Here is a 5,079-nt window from a genome sequence, read left to right as displayed (position 1 = left end):
CGCAAATATTGTAGATTTTATACAATCTTCCAGGCGCAATGGGAAGCGTACCCGCGAGAAATGAGGCGCTATCTTTGATGTCGCGCCGCGGCGGTCACAAAAAAGCCGGCGCTGGAGGCGCCGGCAACGGGAGAGAACGCACGAGGCGCTCTAAGAGACAGAACGGCCGACTACGAGGCGACGGCTGCCGCGACAGAGGCGCGTCGCATCGCCATGGCGTAGAACGTCGCGCCGAGCGCGCCGCCGATGAACACCGAGAAGTGCCCCAGGTCACCCAGCGGGAGGAAGTTGATCACGATGCCGATCAGCGATGCGGCGACCACCGCCTTCACCGCGGCCGGATTGAAACCGTTGCGGTACCAGTAAGGGCCGCCGGGATCGACGCTGAACAGGGCGTCCACATCGATATGCCCGCGGCGGATGCGGTAGTAGTCCATGATCAGGATGCCGTAGAGCGGGCCGATGGCGGCCGCCAGCAGATCGACGGTGTAGTGGATGATCTCCGGATTGCTGAACAGGTTCCACGGGGTCAGGAAGATCGAGCCGACGGCGGCGATGAAGCCGCCGGTGCGGAAGCTGATCCTGCTCGGCGCCATGTTGGAGAAGTCGAACGCCGGCGCGACGAAGTTGGCGACGATGTTGATGCCAATCGTCGTCGTCACGAAGGTGGCGGCGCCCAGTACGGCGATGAAGGTGTTGTCGAGGCGCGAGACGGTCTCGATCGGATCGTCGATCATTTCGCCGAAGACCGGAAGCGTCGCCGAGACCATCATCACCGTGGTCGCCGAGAACACCAGGAAGTTGACCGGCAGGCCCCAGAAGTTGCCGCGCTTGACGTCGTCGAAGGTGCGCGCATAGCGGGTGAAGTCGCCGAAGTTGAGCGTCGGGCCGGCAAAATAGCCGGCGACGATGGCGCCCGCGATCACCATCTGCCACAGCTGTTCGCCGGGAGAGAGCTGGATATCGCTCAGGGTGAAGCTGATGTTGGCCCAGCCCGCCTGCCACACCAGCCAGGCGGCGAGCGCAAACATCACCACATAAACCGCCGGGCCGCTCCAGTCGATGAAGCGGCGGATCGAATCCATACCGCGCCAGAATACGATCGCCTGCAGGCACCACAGCAGCATGAAGCTGATCCAGCCCAGATAGGAGAGGCCGAGAAAGCTGGGGCCGGCCAGCGATTCCATGCCGGGGAACAGGCGCAGGATCACGATGGTCAGGGCGTTGGAGGCGAGAAACGTCTGGATGCCGTACCACACCACCGCGATCAGGCCGCGAATCATCGCCGGGATATTGGCGCCCAAGACGCCGAACGAGAGCCGACAGATCACCGGGAACGGCACCGCGGCTTTCTGACTCGGTCTGGCCATCAGGTTGGCGAAGATCTGCACGATGCAGATACCCACCAGCAGCGAAATCAGCACCTGCCAGCCCGCCAGGCCGAGCGCGAACAGGCTGGCGGCGACCACGTAGCCGCCGACGCTATGGACGTCGGAGAGCCAGAAAGCGAGGATGTTGTACCAGTTCCAGTTCTGGGTGGTTGGCGCCAGATCGGCGTTATAGAGCCGATCGCTGTAGCCGGAAGGATGTTGCGACATGGCGTGTGCCCTCCGCGGGGCCGTCTTGTGATTGTGATTCCCGTTATTTTGTATACAAGATGCGTGCCATGCCCGCCATCCACGAATAGTCGCAGGCCGTCGCGGCGGGGTGAAAACGGCTGTTGCCGGATAATCCCCTCTCGATCAGGTATCTAGCCCGACACGCTCAGGGCAGACGCGGCCGAACGAACCCCCGACTGGCGGCGGCCGCCTGGCCGCGCTGAGCCGTTCTCTCGCCGGTCGTTGCACGATGGGTGCGCAGATCGGGGATGCCCGGCACTCTTAGGGTGCAATTACCAGGGTGCAGTTACGGAGCAATGGCCAAGTCGAGCAGCCGGCGGATTGAACACGAGTCGTCCTGGTGCCTGCACTGGACGTTGTTTTTTTGTATACGACAGGCCGGAAATTCGGCAACAAGAACAGGAGATTTGAGCATGCTGGAACTCGAGGCCGCGAAGCTGACCGCAGAGGCCTTCGCCGCGTTCGGCGAGGTGATCGACTCGCGTGGCAGCGAGTCGTTCCCGATCAACAACGGCCGCACCCGACGCCACCACGCGATGGCCAAGGTCGATATCCGCGACGCCTCGACGCCACCACTGATCAGCGTGTTCGTCAGTCAACCGGTGCCGCTGCCGCTGGAACTGGAACTGCTCGAGCGCCATCCGCTGGGCAGCCAGGCGTTCATGCCGCTACACGAGGAGCGCTTCATCGTGGTCGTGGCCCCGCCGGGCGACGCTATCGACCCGAGCGAGGTTCGTGCCTTCGTCACCGACGGCCGCCAGGGTGTCAACTACCGCGCCGGTACCTGGCATGCGATCCATTCGGTGCTGGAAAGAGAGGGAGAGTTTCTGGTCGTCGACCGCGGCGGTGCCGACAACCTCGACGAGCGGCCGATGGCGATTCGGGTGGTGGTCTAGAGCGGATCAGCGGGCGAGAGTCGAGAACGACGATGCCCCGCGAGAGCGGGGCATCGAAAGTATCAGAAGAAAAACTGAGTTCAGACCGACTTGCCGCTGAGCGCGCCGGCGGGGTCCTCCTCCAGCTCCATGCGTTCGCGTTCGTCGTCGATGATCTTGAGCGCCTGCTCCGGGGTCACCTTCGAGGCGGGCGTGACCAGGCTGACCACGACGCCCACCACCAGCGCGACCAGCACCGCCGGGATGCTGGGATTGCCCCAGAAGGCCGTCCAGCTGTCCACGTTGATCACCGCCAGCGAGGTCGCCGACGCGGCGATCAGGGTGGCGATGGCGCCCTGCCAGTTGTAGCGCGGCCAGAAACGCCCCAGTACGCCACACACGAACATCCCCGCCATCACGGTCGCGATCATGCTGGTGATATAGCTGATCACGTTGTTGGAGGTCAGCGCGAACAGCAGCGCCAGGCCGATGGTGGCGACCAGCGCCAGCCGCGACAGCCCCACGACCTTGCGGGCCGACGGCGTATGCCCGGTGAACAGCACGTAGACATCGCGCAGCAGGATCGAGACGCCGGCGATGGCATCGGAGCTGGCGCTCGACATGGTCGCCGACAGCCCCGCGACCAGCAGCAGCAGGCCGAGCCACAGCGGCAGGATCTCGGTGGCCAGGAACGGGAAGGCGAAGTTGCTGTTGTCGAGACCGGGATTCAGCGCATGGGTCGCCATGCCGATGATCGCCGGGATGATCGAGAAGAAGAGGTAGAGAATGCCGGTGATCACGAACGACTTGCGCACCGAACTGACCGAATTGCCGGAGTAGATCCGCTGGCGGTAGGAGGGGGTCGCCAGCACGCCGACGGCGATGACGGCGGCGAGCGAGATCGCCGGTACCAGCCCGACCTTGTCGATGCCCAGGAAGCTGATGGCCGCGACATCCATGTTGGCGCCGAGACCGGAGAAGCCGCCGACCTCGAACAGCGCGATGATCGCCATCACGATGAAACCGACGAACAGGACCACCGCCTGCACGGTATCGGTCCAGATCACCGCCATGTAGCCGCCGATCACGCAGTAGACACCGAAGCCCAGCGCCACCAGGATGCGTGCCGTGGTCAGATCGATCCCCGCCATCCACGACAGATAGAGCCCGCCGCCGAGAATGTGCGCGCCCAGCCAGCCGATACAGGCGATGTAGATCAGCACCGCGACGATGTTGCGCACCCAGCGATTGGCGCCAACGTAGTAGGAGAGCTCCTCGCTCATGGTCATGAAGCGGAAGCGGCGTACCGGGGCGAACCAGAACGCCAGCAGCAGCACGCCGATGGAACCGCCGATCCCGTAGAGCGCACCGGCCCAGCCGTTGGCATAGCCGAACCCGACGGCACCCATGCTGGAGCCGGTGCCGACCATGGTCGCCACCGTGGTGCCGATGGTGAGGAAGATCGGGACGCTACGTCCGCCGAGCAGGAAATCGTCGCCGGTGCCGCGGCTCTTGCGAGAGACCCAGGCACCGAATGCGATCATCACGATCACATAAACGATGAAGGCCCCGAGGAAAACGTGACTGTTCATAACGACCTCTTATAATTGTCGTTCCGGTCGTTGCCGCGACCGGAGCAGTGTGGAATGTCATGGCCTATGAGGTTTTTCACTGCGGTCGCGCCCTTGCCGGGGCGCGGCCACCTTTCTTTCTCACGCCTTTTCCGGCGTCTGTTTCTTTTCTGCGAGTGTCAGTGAATCGACGCTGCACCGAAGCGCCGCGAGCGATGGCCAGGCAAGGCAAAAATCGACGAAATAGCGCAGTTTACGAGGGTGTAAATGAGCATGTTGAGTCGATTTTTAACGACGCATGGTCGAGCGCAGCAAGCTTCGAAACTAGGCGCGATCGGCGCGATAGCATTTGATGTCCACTTCCACCTTGCAGTCGACGACCAGGTCCTGAACGCTGCAGATCCGCGCCGGCGGATGATCGCCGAACACTTCCTTGAACACCTTGTTGAACGAGCTGAAGTAGCGCGCGTCGGTGAGCACGGCAGTGACATGGACGACGTCCTCGACGCCGTAGCCGGCTTCCTCGGCGATCTTCAGGCAGTTGGCGAAGGCCAGCCGCGACTGCTCGACGATGCTGCCCTCGACGACTTCGCCATCGGTCATCGGCGTTTGGCCGGAGACGAACAGCCAGCCGGCCGCTTCGGTGGCGCGGGCGAAGGGCAGTTTCTGGCCGCCGGTGCCGACGCCGCCTTCGATGCCGTAACGTTTGATGCTCATACGGTTTTCTCCTGGGTTGTCTCAATGATCGGGTGGGTAATGCGAGTGAAAAATCATGATGCGGTGCGGGAAGGCCGGGCCGACAGCCGGACCTGGCGCCGCAGCAGCCGTCCGGCCCGATGTTCGCTGGCCTCGCCCTGGCGGTAGCTGACCACGCCGTTGACGACGACCAGCTCGATGCCGCTCGCCTTGGCGATCGGCGCGGTGTAGGTCGCGGTGTCCTCGAGGGCGTCGAGATCGAACCGCACCAGATCGGCGAAGGCGCCGACGCGGATCTCGCCGCGGTCGGTGAGGCCG

At 63.6% G+C, this 5,079-nt stretch carries 4 protein-coding genes and 1 pseudogene; 1 reads left to right on the top strand and 4 read right to left on the bottom strand.

The genetic code is table 11. The features are described from left to right. Positions 1-170 precede the first annotated feature (170 nt). Positions 171-1,598 carry an NCS1 family nucleobase:cation symporter-1 gene (locus tag AC3AYF_RS18035; protein WP_295036204.1) on the bottom strand — a complete coding sequence of 476 codons (1,428 nt, stop codon included), beginning with the start codon at positions 1,596-1,598 and terminating at the stop codon, positions 171-173. Positions 1,599-2,032: 434 nt separating this feature from the next. Between AC3AYF_RS18035 and AC3AYF_RS18030 the strand changes: the two genes are divergently transcribed. Then, a complete protein-coding gene (locus AC3AYF_RS18030) occupies positions 2,033-2,515 on the top strand; it encodes an ureidoglycolate lyase (RefSeq protein WP_487780132.1) in 483 nt (160 codons plus the stop codon). Between the two features lie 80 nt (positions 2,516-2,595). Here AC3AYF_RS18030 and AC3AYF_RS18025 read toward each other — a convergent pair whose 3' ends face one another. From AC3AYF_RS18025 to AC3AYF_RS18015, 3 genes and pseudogenes are all read right to left on the bottom strand, one after another. Beyond that, positions 2,596-4,086: a sodium:solute symporter family protein gene (locus AC3AYF_RS18025; protein WP_487780131.1), complete on the bottom strand. Its 1,491-nt coding sequence runs from the start codon at positions 4,084-4,086 to the stop codon at positions 2,596-2,598. Between the two features lie 303 nt (positions 4,087-4,389). Next, a complete protein-coding gene (locus tag AC3AYF_RS18020) occupies positions 4,390-4,782 on the bottom strand; it encodes a RidA family protein (RefSeq protein ID WP_295036207.1) in 393 nt (130 codons plus the stop codon). 53 nt (positions 4,783-4,835) lie between these two features. Continuing rightward, positions 4,836-5,079 (bottom strand): annotated as a pseudogene (locus AC3AYF_RS18015) (D-aminoacylase); the annotation flags it as partial.

Source organism: Salinicola sp., assembly GCF_982684285.1.
This window is presented reverse-complemented; position numbering and strand designations above follow the sequence as displayed.

Excerpts from the sequence above, each read along its gene's own strand:
- AC3AYF_RS18035 (WP_295036204.1), bottom strand. The coding sequence starts at position 1,598 with ATGTCGCAACATCCTTCCGGCTACAGCGATCGGCTCTATAACGCCGAT.
- AC3AYF_RS18030 (WP_487780132.1), top strand. The coding sequence starts at position 2,033 with ATGCTGGAACTCGAGGCCGCGAAGCTGACCGCAGAGGCCTTCGCCGCG.
- AC3AYF_RS18025 (WP_487780131.1), bottom strand. The coding sequence starts at position 4,086 with ATGAACAGTCACGTTTTCCTCGGGGCCTTCATCGTTTATGTGATCGTG.
- AC3AYF_RS18020 (WP_295036207.1), bottom strand. The coding sequence starts at position 4,782 with ATGAGCATCAAACGTTACGGCATCGAAGGCGGCGTCGGCACCGGCGGC.